Source organism: Streptomyces sp. BHT-5-2, assembly GCF_019774615.1.
In the GTDB taxonomy this organism is placed as follows: domain Bacteria; phylum Actinomycetota; class Actinomycetes; order Streptomycetales; family Streptomycetaceae; genus Streptomyces.
In genome coordinates this window covers 2,048,614-2,062,203 of record NZ_CP081497.1, presented here as the reverse complement: position 1 = coordinate 2,062,203, position 13,590 = coordinate 2,048,614, and the positions used below count along the sequence as shown (strand labels likewise).

Annotated in this window: 12 protein-coding genes and 1 pseudogene; 8 read left to right on the top strand and 5 right to left on the bottom strand. The window is 71.4% G+C overall.

Translation table 11 applies throughout. The features are described from left to right. Nucleotides 1-2: 2 nt before the first annotated feature. The 4 genes from K2224_RS36805 to pssA all read left to right on the top strand — a co-directional run bounded on the left by K2224_RS36805 (nucleotide 3) and on the right by pssA (nucleotide 3,399). The gene (locus K2224_RS36805; RefSeq protein ID WP_221912185.1) at nucleotides 3-527 is read left to right on the top strand and encodes a MaoC family dehydratase; all 525 of its coding nucleotides are present in this window, start codon (nucleotides 3-5) and stop codon (nucleotides 525-527) included. 4 nt (nucleotides 528-531) lie between these two features. After that, complete coding sequence (locus K2224_RS36800) at nucleotides 532-1,737, top strand: acyl-CoA dehydrogenase family protein (protein ID WP_221911440.1); 1,206 nt, start codon at nucleotides 532-534, stop codon at nucleotides 1,735-1,737. Nucleotides 1,738-1,907: 170 nt separating this feature from the next. After that, nucleotides 1,908-2,555, top strand: coding sequence for a phosphatidylserine decarboxylase (locus K2224_RS36795; protein WP_026247163.1), 648 nt, complete (start codon nucleotides 1,908-1,910; stop codon nucleotides 2,553-2,555). After that, complete coding sequence (gene pssA / locus K2224_RS36790) at nucleotides 2,542-3,399, top strand: CDP-diacylglycerol--serine O-phosphatidyltransferase (protein ID WP_221911439.1); 858 nt, start codon at nucleotides 2,542-2,544, stop codon at nucleotides 3,397-3,399. The genes K2224_RS36795 and pssA overlap by 14 nt, the downstream gene beginning before the upstream one ends. Nucleotides 3,400-3,564: 165 nt before the next feature. Here the strand turns inward: pssA and K2224_RS36785 are convergent, their stop codons facing one another. Continuing rightward, nucleotides 3,565-4,689, bottom strand: coding sequence for a glycerate kinase (locus tag K2224_RS36785; protein ID WP_221912184.1), 1,125 nt, complete (start codon nucleotides 4,687-4,689; stop codon nucleotides 3,565-3,567). A gap of 233 nt (nucleotides 4,690-4,922) precedes the next feature. Between K2224_RS36785 and K2224_RS36780 the strand changes: the two genes are divergently transcribed. Both K2224_RS36780 and K2224_RS36775 read left to right on the top strand, forming a co-directional pair. Continuing rightward, complete coding sequence (locus K2224_RS36780; RefSeq protein ID WP_221911438.1) at nucleotides 4,923-5,420, top strand: NUDIX hydrolase; 498 nt, start codon at nucleotides 4,923-4,925, stop codon at nucleotides 5,418-5,420. 123 nt (nucleotides 5,421-5,543) lie between these two features. Continuing rightward, on the top strand, nucleotides 5,544-6,359 hold the full coding sequence (locus tag K2224_RS36775; RefSeq protein ID WP_221911437.1) for a nucleotidyltransferase domain-containing protein: 816 nt from the start codon (nucleotides 5,544-5,546) through the stop codon (nucleotides 6,357-6,359). Nucleotides 6,360-6,399: 40 nt separating this feature from the next. Here the strand turns inward: K2224_RS36775 and K2224_RS36770 are convergent, their stop codons facing one another. Continuing rightward, entirely contained in the window at nucleotides 6,400-7,035 is a 636-nt protein-coding gene (locus K2224_RS36770; RefSeq protein WP_221911436.1) for an NAD(P)-dependent oxidoreductase, read from the bottom strand. A gap of 129 nt (nucleotides 7,036-7,164) precedes the next feature. Between K2224_RS36770 and K2224_RS36765 the strand changes: the two genes are divergently transcribed. After that, complete coding sequence (locus tag K2224_RS36765) at nucleotides 7,165-7,824, top strand: TetR/AcrR family transcriptional regulator (protein ID WP_221911435.1); 660 nt, start codon at nucleotides 7,165-7,167, stop codon at nucleotides 7,822-7,824. Between the two features lie 117 nt (nucleotides 7,825-7,941). On the opposite strand, the gene K2224_RS36760 is transcribed toward K2224_RS36765, so the two are convergent. The 3 genes and pseudogenes from K2224_RS36760 to K2224_RS36750 form a co-directional block, all read right to left on the bottom strand. Then, complete coding sequence (locus K2224_RS36760) at nucleotides 7,942-8,526, bottom strand: methylated-DNA--[protein]-cysteine S-methyltransferase (protein WP_260693701.1); 585 nt, start codon at nucleotides 8,524-8,526, stop codon at nucleotides 7,942-7,944. Nucleotides 8,527-8,534: 8 nt separating this feature from the next. Next, entirely contained in the window at nucleotides 8,535-10,007 is a 1,473-nt protein-coding gene (locus K2224_RS36755) for a DNA-3-methyladenine glycosylase 2 family protein (protein ID WP_221911434.1), read from the bottom strand. Between the two features lie 125 nt (nucleotides 10,008-10,132). Then, nucleotides 10,133-10,492, bottom strand: a pseudogene (locus K2224_RS36750) (macro domain-containing protein); the annotation flags it as partial. 670 nt (nucleotides 10,493-11,162) lie between these two features. Between K2224_RS36750 and K2224_RS36745 the strand changes: the two are divergent. Continuing rightward, a complete protein-coding gene (locus tag K2224_RS36745; RefSeq protein ID WP_221911433.1) occupies nucleotides 11,163-13,403 on the top strand; it encodes a hypothetical protein in 2,241 nt (746 codons plus the stop codon). The last annotated feature ends 187 nt before the right edge of the window (nucleotides 13,404-13,590 follow it).

Below are 13,590 nucleotides of genomic sequence, written 5' to 3'. Positions count from 1 at the left end.
CAATGCAGTTCGGCCGTACCTATGAAGAGTTCACCGTCGGCGACGTCTACAAGCACTGGCCGGGAAAGACGGTGACCGAATACGACGACCACCTGTTCTGCCTGCTGACCATGAACCATCATCCGCTGCACATGGACAGCAACTACGCCGAGCAGACCACCGACTTCGGAAAGAACGTGGTCGTCGGCAATTACATCTACTCGCTGCTGCTCGGCATGTCGGTGCCGGACGTCTCCGGAAAGGCCATCGCCAATCTGGAGATCGAGTCGCTGAAGCACGTGGCGCCCACGTTCCACGGCGACACGATCTACGGCGAGACGACGGTGCTCGACAAGACGCCGTCGAGGTCCAAGTCCGACCGGGGCATCGTCCACGTCGAGACCAAGGGCTACAAGCAGGACGGCACCCTGGTCTGCGTCTTCCGGCGCAAGGTGATGGTCCCCACGGCCACCTACATCAAGGAGCGCGGCGGCGAGCAGCCCGGCCGCCCCGAGCTCAAGGCCCCCGCGGCCCGGAAGGAGAAGTGACCCCATGGCGCGTCTTGCACGGACCGAGGGCCTGACCGACATCCAGGGGGAAATCCTCTCCACCGTCCGGGATTTCGTGGACAAGGAGATCATCCCGGTCGCCACGGAGCTGGAGCACCGCGACGAATACCCGATGCAGATCGTCGAGGGCCTGAAGGAACTCGGCGTGTTCGGGCTGATGATTCCCGAGGAGTACGGCGGGCTGGGCGAGTCGCTGCTCACCTATGCGCTGACGGTCGAGGAGATCGCCCGCGGCTGGATGAGCGTCTCCGGCATCATCAACACGCACTTCATCGTGGCGTACATGCTCAAGCAGCACGGCACGCAGGAGCAGAAGGACTATTTCCTCCCGAAGATGGCGGCCGGTGAGATCCGGGGCGCCTTCTCCATGTCGGAGCCGGCGCTGGGCTCCGATGTGTCGGCGATTTCCTCCAAGGGTGTCCGGGACGGCGACGAGTACGTCCTGAACGGCCAGAAGATGTGGCTGACCAACGGCGGCTCGTCCACCCTCGTGGCGGTGCTGTGCCGCACGGACGAGGGCCACCCGGAGGGCACCGCCCCGCACAAGTCGATGACGACCTTCCTGGTGGAGAAGGAGGCGGGCTTCGGCGAGGTCCGGCCGGGCCTGACCATTCCGGGCAAGATCGAGAAGATGGGGTACAAGGGGGTCGACACCACCGAGCTGATCATGGACGGTCTGCGGGTGCCGGCGGACCGGGTCCTCGGCGGCGAGACCGGGCGTGGCTTCTATCACATGATGGACGGCGTCGAGGTGGGCCGGGTCAATGTGGCCGCCCGCGGCTGCGGGGTGGCCCAGCGGGCCTTCGAGCTGGGCGTGGCGTACGCGCAGCAGCGGCACACGTTCGGCAAGCCGATCGCCCAGCACCAGGCGATCCAGTTCAAACTTGCGGAAATGGCGACAAAGGTGGAGGCGGCGCATGCCATGATGGTTAATGCCGCACGCAAAAAGGACTCGGGGCAACGAAACGACCTTGAAGCGGGCATGGCGAAGTACCTGGCCTCCGAGTACTGCAAGGAGGTGGTCGAGGACGCGTTCCGCATCCACGGCGGTTACGGCTTCTCCAAGGAGTACGAGATCGAGCGCCTCTACCGCGAGGCCCCGATGCTGCTGATCGGCGAGGGCACGGCCGAGATCCAGAAAATGATCATTGGCCGGCGGCTACTTGAGGAGTACCGGATCCAGGGCTGAAGATCCCTTTTGGGGCGCTTTCTGCTAGATAAAGATCACACCCTGTCATCGTTCTTCGGCCACGGATTGGCTCTGGCTCTTGGCCAGTTGCCGCTCGCAACCGATAGCATCCCAGGAAAGCCGCCGTCCCCCGTATCCATACGCGGCATCCTCCGCTACGAAGGTCATCCATGCCCCACAGCCAATCCTCTGCACAACGCGGTCGCGTCCGCCTCGCGCGCGGAGCGTCGCCGTGGCTCCTCCCGACCGTGGCAACGGCGGCGCTCAGCGTGGCCCGCGCCCGCCGGTCGGGACGCTGGGCCGCCGTCGCCGTGCCCACCACCGCACTCGCGGCGGGCATGCTGTGGTTCTTCCGCGACCCCGAGCGAGAGATCGCTCAGGGCCGCGTCATCTCTCCGGCCGACGGCGTGGTGCAGAGCATCATGCCGTGGAAGGACGGCCGCACCCGCGTCGCGATCTTCATGAGCCCGTTGAACGTCCACGTCAACCGCGCGCCGCTGGCCGGCACGGTGACGTCCGTGGAGCACATCCCCGGCGGCTTCGTCCCGGCGTTCAACAAGGAGAGCGAGAACAACGAGCGGGTCGTCTGGCACTTCGACACCGAGCTGGGCGACATCGAGATGGTGCAGATCGCCGGCGCGGTCGCCCGCCGCATCGTCCCCTACGTGCCCCAGGGCACCAAGGTCGAGCAGGGCGAGCGCATCGGTCTGATCCGCTTCGGCTCGCGGGTGGACGTCTATCTCCCGGAGGGCGTCGAGCCGGCCGTCGAGGTCGGCCAGGCCACTACCGCGGGGGTGACTCGCCTTGACCGTGATTGATCCCGAGACGCAGGCGGGCTGGGCGCCCGAAACCGACGAGGACGACGACATGCCGCTGTCCACGCGGCTGTCAATAGCGGACACCCTCACGCTCGGCAACGCCATCTGCGGCTTCATGGCCGTGTACTTCACCACCACCGGCGTCCTCATCCCCCACCTGACGGGGACCGAGGACGGCGGGATGGCACGGCACAGCGCGGCGATGGCCGTGATCCTGATGCTGCTGGCGTCGGTCTTCGACCTCTTCGACGGGCTGGTGGCGCGCAAGCTGCGGGCCTCGGCGATGGGGGCCGAGCTCGACAACCTCTCCGACCTGATCAGCTTCGGCCTGGCACCCGCCTACTTCGTGGTGACCTGGGGCATGGTCGCCCAGGACGCGCACCAGCGGGTGTCGGTGGTCGCGGCGGTGGTGGTGCTGCTGGCGGTGGTGCTGCGGCTTGCCCGCTTCTCCTGCGTCACGCTGCGCGACGGCATCTTCCAGGGCATGCCGAGCCCCTTCGGCGCCCTGACCGTCGTCGCCATCGTCCTGCTGGAGCTGCCGTTCCTGCCGACCCTGCTGGCGATCATCGGCGTGGCCTGGCTGATGGTGAGCCGGGTCGAGTACCCCAAGCCGCGGGGCCGGCTCGCGGTGGCGATGCTCAGCTGGATCGTGCTCAGCATGGGCATGCTCGCCGCCTGGGCTCTGGACGCCCCCGGCGGCCAGCTGCTGCTGCAGACCGGCTGCTCCCTGCAGATCGTGCTGGGCGCCATGATCCCGGTCTTCGCGACGGCCCGGAGGGTCAACACCTTCCGCGACAACCGCCGCGAGTCGCGCGCCGAGTCGCGCGCAGCGCACCAGCCCTGACGGGCCCGGGCGGCGGCACCCCCCGGAGAACGCCGAAAGGCCCCGAGCGGAACATTCCGCTCGGGGCCTTTTCGTGTGTGGGCCCGTGCCCGGCCCGCCTCTCCGGCATTCCGCCGGGTCGCCTCGGCCCCCGGTCCCCGGAGACCGGCCCTCAGAGACCGGCCCTCAGACCAGGAAGTCCCGCGCCAGGCTCTCCGCCGCCCGCTCCAGCAGCGGGCCCGCCTCGGCCATGCAGCGGACCGGGTCGGGTTCCAGGTCCGTCAGGGCGTACGCACGGCGGATGCCCGCCGCCGCGAGCGCCTCCTCGGGCAGTTGCAGCCGCCCGCAGACCGCGGCCACCTCGATGCCCGCCGCCCGCGCCGCCGCCGCGACCCCGGCCGGCGCCTTGCCGTGCAGGGTCTGCGCGTCGAGCGACCCCTCACCGGTGATCACGAACGTGGCCCGGGCCAGCGCCGGCGCGAACCCCAGCACGTCCAGCATCACGTCGATCCCCGGCCGGAACGCGGCATCCAGCCCGACCAGCGCGCCGTACCCGATGCCGCCCGCCGCCCCGGCCCCGGGGGCCAGCGCGTGCTCGGCCGCCTTCGGGCCGACGGCGCGCTCCAGCACCTCGGCGAAGTGCGCCAGCGCGGCGTCCAGAACGGCGACGTCCTCCTCGCTCGCGCCCTTCTGGGGCCCGTAGACGGCCGGCGCGCCCTTGGGACCGGTCAGCGGATTGTCGACGTCGCTGGCGAGCACGATGTCCGTACGGGCCAGCCGCGGGTCGAGTCCCGACAGGTCGGCCGTGGCCAGCTCCCGCAGTCCGCCGCCGCCCGGCCCGACCGGTGCTCCGCCGGCGTCCAGGAAGCGGGCGCCCAGCGCCGCCAGCATGCCCGCGCCGCCGTCGGTGGTGGCGCTGCCGCCGACCCCGAAGACGATCGACGTGGCCCCCGCGTCCAGCGCCGCGAGCAGCAGCTCACCGGTGCCGTAGGTGGTGGCCGTCAGGGGGGCGAAGACGTCCTTCGGGAGGTGCTGGAGGCCGGATGCCTCGGCCATCTCCACCACCGCCGTACCGTCCTCGCGCAGCGCGAAGGTGGCCGTCACCGGCTCGCCGGTGGGGCCGGTGACCCGTGCCTCGTGCCGGGTGAAACCGGCCGCGAGGGCCGCCGCGGTCGTCCCGTCACCGCCGTCCGCGACCGGGACCGCCGCCACGTCCAGACCGGGGACCACGCGCCGCAGACCGGCCGTCACGTGCTCGGCGACCTCGACGGCCGTGAGCGAGCCCTTGAACTTGTCCGCGGCGATCAGCACATGTGCTGTGTTTGTCCTTGCTGCGTCCGCCACCGTGTTTCCCCTTGCTTTCGAACTGGCAGTCGCGCCGCTGCGACCTTATCCGCCCGACACCCCCGCCGAACAGAGCGGACGGACCGGACCGAGATCATCCGCCCTCCCCTCCTCACCTGCCCCTGTCCGCTCTCCCCGCGTCCCGTCAGCCCCTGGCCCGCGCTTCTCCGCGCCGCCGGCCACCCCCTAGGCTCGCGCCCGTGACGACCATGGACGACGACTACGCCCGCTATATCGCCGGACTGCCCCGTGTGCTCGCCGGCGCGGGGGTCATCTTCCGCGACGCGGAAGGCCGCCTGCTGCTCGTGGAACCCAACTACCGGGACACCTGGATCCTGCCCGGCGGCACCATCGAGTCCGACACCGGGGAAACCCCGCGCCAGGCCGCCCGCCGGGAGACCCTGGAGGAGATCGGCCTGGACGTGGCACCGGGCCGGCTGCTCGCCGTCGACTGGGTGCACGGGGAGGCCCGGCCCCCACTGGTGTCGTACCTCTTCGACGGCGGAGTACTGGACGCGGCACAGCTCGCCGCGATCCGCCTGCAGGAGGAGGAACTCCTCTCCTGGCGCCTGGCCCACTGGGACGAGGCTGAAACCCTGCTGGCCAAGGGCCTGTGCCTACGCGTTCGCGGCGCCCTGGACGCCCTGGAGAACGGCCACGGACCGGTGGAGCTGGAGGACGGCCTGCGGCCGGATTGAGGGGGCGACCTGCGGGGAACTGCGCGGCCAGGCGGGGCTGGAGGCAGAACCGGGCGGCTCATACCCAGGTTTGAGAACCGTGGGTTGATTCCTTCCCCCCGCCCGGCCCCTAGCCTCGTTGCCATGAAAGAGATCGCGGCACGCATCGCGCGGGTGCCGGGAGTCATCGGGGTCATGCTCGGGGGCAGCCGCGCACGAGGAACCAACCGCCCTGATTCCGACTGGGACCTGGGCGTCTACTACCGGGACACACTGGACCTGCCCGCGCTGGAGGCGTTGGCGGCGGACGTGACCGGCGGCCCCGTCGAGATACACCCACCGGGTGCCTGGGGGCCCTGGGTGAACGGCGGGGCGTGGCTGGTCCTGCCCGACGGCAGCCATGTGGACTGGATCTTCCGGGATCTGGACCGGGTGCGGCGGGTGTGGGAGGACTGCCGCACCGGCCGCTTCGAGACCGGCATGCAGGCCGGCCACCCGCTCGGCTTCTGGTCTCCCGCCTATCCGGGCGAGGTGGCCCTCGGCCGCATACTGGCCGACGAGTCCGGGGAGTTGGGTCGCCTCAAAGAGGAGACCGGGACGTATCCCGAGCCCCTGCGCAAGGCACTGGCCGGGGCCGCCGTCTGGGACGCGGGCTTCTCGGTGGCGATGGCGGCCAAGTCGGCCGCGACCGCCGATGTCCTGCACGCCTCACTGTGCCTGTCCCGGGCGGTCGGCGCCCTCGTCCAGGCCCTGCACGCCCACCACCGCATCTGGTGCCTCAACGAAAAGGGCGCCCTGGCGGCGGTCGCAGCCCTCCCCCACACCCCACCGGGCTTCACCGCCCGCGCCACCACACTCCTCGGCGAACTCGGCCACACCCAGGCCCAGTTGCACCACACCCTCACCCAGGCGGAACACCTGGTGACGGAGGTGAGGGAGGTGATCACGGCCGAGGGGTGAGGAGAGGGGGAGGGGGACGGATGAAGGGAGGCAGTGGGGTTCAGCTGCTGACGCCGACCGCGTGGTGGTAGGTGGTGGGGTCGGGGATGAAGTCGAGCATGGCGCGGGCGACGTCGGCGCGAGGGATGGAGCTGCCGGACGGGCCGGCTTCGACGGCGTGGCGATAGCGGCCGGTGCCCGGCTTGTCGAGCAGCCGGGGCGGACGGACGGAGGTCCAGTCGAGGTCGGTCTCTCGGAGCACGGCCTCCATGCGTTCGAGGTCGGTGTAGACCTCCTTGAGGATGGCCCAGAGGAGCGGTCCGAAGACCCGGTGGGTGAGGACCGGCTGGCCGGCGCCGGTGCGGTTGAGCGGGCCGGCGCTGACAACGAGCAGGCGGCGTACGCCGGTTGCCGCCATGGCCTCGGCCACCGCGCGGGCCGAGGTGGAGGCGGGGCGCAGTGGATCGTGACGGCCGACCTGGCCGATGCCGGAGAGGACCGCGTCGGCGCCCTCGACGGCGGGTTCGACGGAGGCGGCGTCGAGCGCGTCGGTGCGGACGATCGTGAGGCGCGGGTGGCGGACGGTCAGTTTCTCGGGGCTGCGCAGTGCGGCGGTCACGTCGTGTCCGTCTGCCAGTGCCTGCCTGACGAGGTGCCGGCCGATGCCTCCCGAGGCTCCGACAACCGTGATCTTCATGGGTCCTCCGGTGGTCTTTCCCGGCCCGAGCGGAGAAGAGAGGGGGAAGCGGGCAAGGGCGAGGGTGAGTAAGTACTTACCCACCAGTGTGGGTGAGTGTTCACTCACCTGTCAATGTAGAGTCGCCCCATGAGCCCTGAAGCCAATGCCCCGCTGTCCGGAGGGGCGTTGACGCGCTCCCGCATCCTGGACGCCGCCGCCGCGCTGATGACGAGCGTGGGCCTGACCCACACCACGACCAAGCAGATCGCCAAGAAGGCGGGCTGCTCCGAGGCGACGCTCTACAAGCACTTCCGCAACAAGGAAGAGATCTTCGTGCGGGTGCTGCACGAGCGGGTGCCGCAGTTCTCCGACGCGTTGGCGCAGCTGCCGGACCGGGCCGGTGACGAACGCGGTCCGGCCGGGCTCCTCGAAGAGGTGGTGCTGGCCGCGTTGCGGTTCTACCGGGAGTCGTTCCCGATCGCGGCATCGTTGTTCGCCAGTCCGGAGTTGCTGGCGACGCACCGTCGCAAGCTGGACGAGCTGGGCGCCATGGGACCGCACAATGCGAGCGGTCAGCTGGCGGCGTATCTGGCGGCCGAGCAGAAGCTGGGACGGATCTCGGCCACGGCCGATCCCCATGCGGCGGCCAATCTGCTGATCGGGGCCTGTTTCCACCGGGCGTTCCTCGACCTGTTCTTCGACGGGGAGGCACCGACGGGAGCGCTGCGGCCCGAGCGCGAGGAGGAGTTCGCGGCGGAGACGGTACGGGCGCTGCTGGGCGGACTCGCGCCGTCGGGCGACGCGTAACGGGTCGGAGGCGGGCCGGCCGGGCGCGCGGGGCGGCCGCCGGGCGGGCCGTGCGTTCGTCATCGGTCACGCCCGCTCGGCCGCCGCTGGACCACACCGACACGCCCCGGGCACCGCTCAGGCGCAGTCGTCCGGTGGGAAGAGCCCGTCGGCGCCGCGTTCGAAGGTGAGCAGGCGGCGCTTGCGGTCGAGGCCGCCGCCGTAGCCGGTGAGGCTGCCGTTGGCGCCGACGACGCGGTGGCAGGGGACGATGATGCCGATCGGGTTGCGGCCGTTGGCCAGGCCGACGGCGCGGGACGCGTTCGGGGCGCCGAGGTGGGCGGCAAGCTGCCCGTAGGAGATCGTCTCGCCGTAGGGGATGGTGCACAGGGCTGCCCAGACGCGGCGCTGGAACGGGGTGCCGTGCAGCGCGAGCGGCAGGTCGAAGGTGGTCAGTTCGCCCCGGAAATAGGCGCGGAGCTGGGCGATGGTCGCGGCGAAGGGTGGTTCGTCGGGGTCGGCGGGGGTGCCGAAGGTCTCCTGGGGCGGGCGGTGCCGCTGGTCGGTCATGTAGAGGCCGCTGAGGGCGTCGCCGTGGGCGACGAGGGTGAGCGGGCCGACAGGGGTGTCGTCGAGGACGGTGTGGGTCACCGGGCCGGCGGGGCCTGTGGTGGCTTTGGCAGCGGGGGTGGCCGCGCGGGCGGCAGTGACGGGTGCGGGCATGGTGGGGCTCAATTCGTGGGGAGGCGGTTGATGGGGTGGTCGTCGGTGGCCCAGAGGTACTGGACGGCATAGGCGCGCCAGGGGCGCCAGCGGGCGGAGTGACGGGTGAGGGCCGCGGGGGTGGCGGGCAGGCCGAGGCCGGCGGCGGCGCGGCGGAGGCCGAGGTCGGTGGGGGTGAAGGCGTCGGGGTCGCCGAGGGCGCGCATGGCGATGCATTCGACGGTCCAGGGGCCGATGCCGGGGAGCGCGGCGAGGCGGGCGCGGGCCTCGTCCCGGTCGCTGCCGACGCCGAGTTGGAGGGTGCCGTCGGTGAGGGCCGCGACGACGCCGGTGAGGGTGGCGCGTCGGGTGCGGGGCATGGCGAGGGTTTCCGGGTCGAGGGCGGCGAGGGCGGCGGGAGTCGGGAAGAGGTGGGTGAGGCCGCCGCAGGGGTCGTCGACCGGTTCGCCGTGGGCGAGGACCAGGCGGCCGGCGTGGGTGCGGGCGGCGGCGGTGGAGACCTGCTGGCCGAGGACGGCACGGACCGCGAACTCGTCGGCGTCGGCGGTGCGCGGCACCCGGCGGCCGGGGGCCTTGTCGACCAGCGGGGCGAGCTGCGGGTCCTCCCGGAGCAGGCTGTCGACGGCCTCCGGGTCGGCGTCGAGGTCGAGCATCCGGCGACAGCGGGCGATGGCACCGGCGAGGTCGCGAAGGTCGGTGAGGGAGAGCCGGCAGTCGATGTGGTCGGGGTGGGGGATGAGGGCGACGATGCCGTGCCCGTAGGGGAGGTCGAGGGTGCGGCGGTAGGCGCCGTCGCGCCATTCCTCGACGCCGGGGACGGCGGTGGCGGCGAGGTGCCCGAAGAGGTTGTCGGGGTTGAGCGGCTGTCGGAAGGGGAGCCGCAGAGAGAGGGTTCCGGGGGTGGTGGCGCGGGGGCCGGGGCGGGCGCGGCCGCGGAGTTCGGTGGGCGCGAGGGCGAAGACCTCGCGGACGGTCTCGTTGAAGGAACGGATGCTGGCGAATCCGGCGGCGAAGGCGATCTCGGCCATCGGGAGGGTGGTGGTCTCGATCAGGAGCCGGGCGGTCTGGGCGCGCTGGGCGCGGGCCAGGGCGAGGGGGCCGGCGCCCAGCTCGGCGCGGAGCTGGCGTTCGACCTGGCGGGGGCTGTAGCCGAGGCGTGCGGCGAGGCCGGGGACGCCCTCGCGGTCGACGATGCCGTCGGCGATCAGCCGCATGGCGCGGGCGACCAGGTCGGCCCTCTCGTCCCACTGCGGGGAACCGGGGCTGGCATCCGGGCGGCAGCGTTTGCAGGCCCGGAAGCCGGCCTGCTGGGCGGCGGCCGCGCTGGGGTAGAAGCGCATGTTCTGGGGCTTGGGGGGCACCACCGGGCAGCTGGGCCGACAGTAGATGCCGGTGGTGACGACGGCGATGTAGAACCATCCGTCGAAGCGGGCGTCCTTGGACTGCACGGCGCGCAGACAGCGCTCGGTGTCGGTGTGCATGTCCTCCAGGATTCCTCAGCCGGCTGGGCACGGGCTGGCGGAAATCCGACATCAACCTCGACTGGTCGGCCCGGACACCGATTTGCCTGGGCTGGTCGGCCCGGACACCGATTCGCCTGGGCGCGTCAGTCCCCACGCCGATTCGCCTTCGTCTGCCCGTTGCAGCTGGCAGGGGCGGGCGCGCGGCGTGGCCGTCGCTCGGCGAGGGCGGTCCCGTAGGCGGTGCGGGCGCGGCCGTCGAAGATCACGAAGCGGATCTCGTCGAAGGCGTCGGGGGTGTCGGCGAGGGCGGCCCGGACGGTGGCGACGGCGGTGCGGGCGGCATCGGCGATCGGCCAGCGGTAGACGCCGGTGGAGATGGCGGGGAACGCGACGGCGCGGGCGCCCAGGTGCGCGGCGACACGCAGGGACTCTCGGCAGCAGGAGGCCAGGAGTTCGGGGCCGTCCTCGGAGGCCGAGTGGACGGGGCCGAGGGTGTGGAGGATTCACCCAGCCGTCGAAGCACCGCACCCAGCCATGAACAACCACATATCCATGCCTGCAGGATCGGACGGCCCACTTCGGCCGCCGCTTCGCGATTCTCCGCGTGCCGGCAGCGCGCCGGTTCCGGCCGATGAGGCAGCGGTCGATCATGGCGCCCGCCTTGCTCCTGGTGGCATGCGTGGCCGCTCGCGCACGGCGCCGTCACGGTGGCGGATTTCCCCGCGCGTGGGGAGCGGACCGCCCGTGCCGGCGTCAGAAGGTCAGGTAGCAGCCAAGTCGGGAACCAGTCCGGGAGTACCCGCGGCACGCCGGCGGCCAGGTAAGTCATCGCGCCGTCCAGCCGGCCGCCCGGGGCCGTCGGCTGCCGGCTGCCGGCTGATCAGCGCCGTGGCGAGGTCGGCCCGGAGGCGGCGGCGCCCGCGGTCACCGAGGCGGAGCGGCCGGGTGACGGGGAACCGTCCGGGTGGCTCCGTGTTCCGACGGGTCGTCAGCGGGATGGCCGCTTCGCCGCCTCGCCCATTGCGGGGATAAAGCCGATTTTTCCGAGCGCCTTGCCTCCGCTGCGTCACACCTTGGGCGAGCCTTGTCGCGCCTCCGTAGGCCGGACCGATCCCCGAGCACGCGAAAGGATGTGCAGTGCTCCGTTCCCGACACAGGCGCGGCCTGATGGCCATGCTCATCGCTGCACTGACCGCGATGTCCGGATTCTGGTTCTCGGCCTCCGCCGGCCACGCCGCGCGCCCCGCTCCGGCGCGACACCGCTCGTCCGACACCGGCTCCGCCGTACGACACGACACCTCTCGTACCCTGCGGTCCATGGCCGCCGCGCACGGCCACCACCGCGGGCGCGACGGCAGGAAGCAGCAAGGCCAGAAGCACCAGCGGTTGCCGCATCCACCCGCTTCAGCCCTTCCGGACAGGGTGGTGCAGCCGAGCCCCCGCGGCTCCGCCGCCCCCTCCTCGGGGGCCAACTTCGAGGGCATCGGCGCCGGCAACTACTCGGTCACCCAGATCCCGCCGGACCCGAACGCGGCCGCCGGCTCCAATCAGATCGTCGAGACCGTCAACACCGCCTACGCGGTGTATTCGAAGAGCGGGGCCACAGTCCTCGCACCGACCGACACCAACACCCTGTGGTCCGGGTTCGGCGGCTCCTGCGAGACCACCAACGACGGTGATGCCGTGGTCCGTTGGGACAGTCTCGCAAGTCGGTGGGTGGTCACCCAGCTCGCCAACATCAGGTCCGCCTCGGGCCCGTACTACCAGTGCGTGGCCGTCTCCACCAGCGAGGACGCCACCGGCAGCTACTACCGCTACGCGTTCCAATACGCCAACTTTCCGGACTACCCGAAGCTGTCGGTGTGGCCCGACGCCTACTACGTCACGTACAACATGATCAGCCCCTCCGGCGGTTTCCTGTACGCCGAGGCGTGCGCGCTGAACCGGGCGAACATGCTGACCGGCGCCGGTGCCGCGCAGCAGTGCTTCACCACCTCGCCCTCGTACGGCGGTTTGCTCGGCGCGGACCTGGACGGCCGGACCGCGCCCCCTTCCGGGGAGCCAGAACTGATGATGGACCTGGGGACCTCCAACTCGGGGCTGGCCTACTGGAAGTTCCACGTCGACTGGAGCAACCCCGCCGGCTCCACCTTCACCGGTCCGTCGACGCTGCCCGTGGCGCCCTACACCACCGCCTGCGGCAGTTCAGGGACCTGCATCCCGCAGGGCGACACCAGTCAGCAACTCGAATCCGTCTCCGACCGGTTGATGTTCCGGCTGGCCTATCGCAACTACGGCGAACACGAGTCGCTCGTGGTGAACCACGCGGTGGCCGCGGGAAGTTCGGCGGGCGTGCGCTGGTACGAGTTCCGGCTGTCGGGCGGCACCCCCACCGTCTACCAACAGGGCACCTACGCACCCGACTCCACGTACCGCTGGGTGGGTTCGATGGCCCAGGACAAGGTCGGCAACATCGGGCTCGGCTACTCGCAGTCCTCGCCGTCGGTGCATCCGTCGATCCGCTACACCGGTCGGCTGGCCGGCGACACCCCCGGGCTCATGACACAGGGCGAAGCCACCCCGATCACCGGCGGCGGCTCCCAGACAGGGGTCGAACGCTGGGGTGACTACACCTCCATGGCCGTGGACCCGGCGGACGACTGCACGTTCTGGTACACGAACGAGTACATCCCGTCCAACGGCAGCTATAACTGGCACACCAGGCTGGCCTCGTTCACGCTGCCCAACTGCGGGTCCTCCACACCGAGCAACAATCCCTCCACATCGAGCAACGACTTCTCGCTGGCGGTCAGTCCGACCTCCCCCAGCACGACCGCCGGGTCGCGGGCCACCACCACGGTCTCCACCCGGGTCACCTCCGGACCGGCACAACCGGTGAGCCTGTCGGTGTCCGGGCTGCCGAGGGGAACCACCGCGCGCTTCAACCCGACGTCGGTCACCGCGGCCCACAACACGTCCACGCTGACCCTGGCCACCTCCACCTCGACCCCGCCGGGCACCTACCACATCATCGTCACCGGCGCCCGCGCATCCACCACGCACACGGCGACCTTCACCCTCACGGTCACCGAGTGCGGCTGTAGTACGGACCCCGGCGGCGGCCTCGAGTCCGGCCACCCGGCCCGCCGCAAACCACCCGGAACCAAGCCGCCGACCGGCTCCCGGACGCACAGCGGCACGACGCGGCCCAAGCCCACGGCGCTGCACCCACCGACGGCGCCCCGCCGACCGACGGCGCCTCACCCCCCGATGACGCCGCACCGGCCAACGGCGCCCCACCCACCGACCGCACCTCGCCGACCAACGGCCACCCATCCTCCGCCCAGACCGCCTTCGCCACGCCCATCGGCGACATCGGCGACGCCGGCACACCCGGCTTCCCACCAAACGTGACCTGCTTGCCGTTCGGGACGTCATCCCGGCCCTGATGCGGCGCCGCCCGGAGTTCTTCCGCGACGGTTTCCTCGCTTCGGCGACGAGCGGCCCGCCCCGGAGCCGGCGCCTTGGTTGGAGGGTGGCCGTTGGGCGTGGGGGCGGGCTGCCGGCTCACCTCAGGTGGACGTAGCCGTCGCAAGGGTCA